Raw genomic sequence first — 454 nt, 5'->3', positions numbered from 1 at the left:
ACTAACTACCAGGGTGGAACGGTAGTAAAACGTGAAGGATAGCGTTGCGTCAGCAACGGCCCATAGGGCAAGCGAAAGCGAGTCATCCTCCACGACCCACCGCTGACTTTAGTCAGATGTAGTATCCAGCGTAGTATCGGGTGATTAGCTCAGCTGGGAGAGCACCTCCCTTACAAGGAGGGGGTCGGCGGTTCGATCCCGTCATCACCCACCACTTCGGGTCGTTAGCTCAGTTGGTAGAGCAGTTGACTTTTAATCAATTGGTCGCAGGTTCGAATCCTGCACGACCCACCAATGTAAAAAAGCGCCCTAAAGGCGCTTTTTTGCTATGTGCCAAATTCAACAATTCGAACCTGCGGCAGGTTCGAGTCGAGCAAAGCGAGACAACGGAGCCGCTCGCGGCGACGGCCCGAAGGGCGAGCAAAGCGAGTTATCCTGCACGACCCACCAATGT

At 54.4% G+C, this 454-nt stretch carries 2 tRNA genes and 1 other RNA gene; all 3 read left to right on the top strand.

What is annotated here, in order from left to right:
* The first annotated feature begins 138 nt into the window (after nucleotides 1-138).
* The 3 genes from GRPL_RS00020 (at nucleotide 139) to GRPL_RS27450 (ending at nucleotide 450) form a co-directional block, all read left to right on the top strand.
* Nucleotides 139-214: transfer RNA gene (locus GRPL_RS00020), tRNA-Val, on the top strand.
* 4 nt (nucleotides 215-218) lie between these two features.
* Nucleotides 219-294: transfer RNA gene (locus GRPL_RS00025), tRNA-Lys, on the top strand.
* 22 nt (nucleotides 295-316) lie between these two features.
* Nucleotides 317-450: non-coding RNA, RtT sRNA (locus GRPL_RS27450), on the top strand.
* Nucleotides 451-454: the final 4 nt, after the last annotated feature.

Source organism: Klebsiella planticola ATCC 33531, from assembly GCF_000735435.1.
GTDB lineage: Bacteria > Pseudomonadota > Gammaproteobacteria > Enterobacterales > Enterobacteriaceae > Klebsiella > Klebsiella planticola.
Note: the sequence above shows the minus strand (reverse complement) of the source record. Positions and strands in the feature narration are given on the sequence as shown.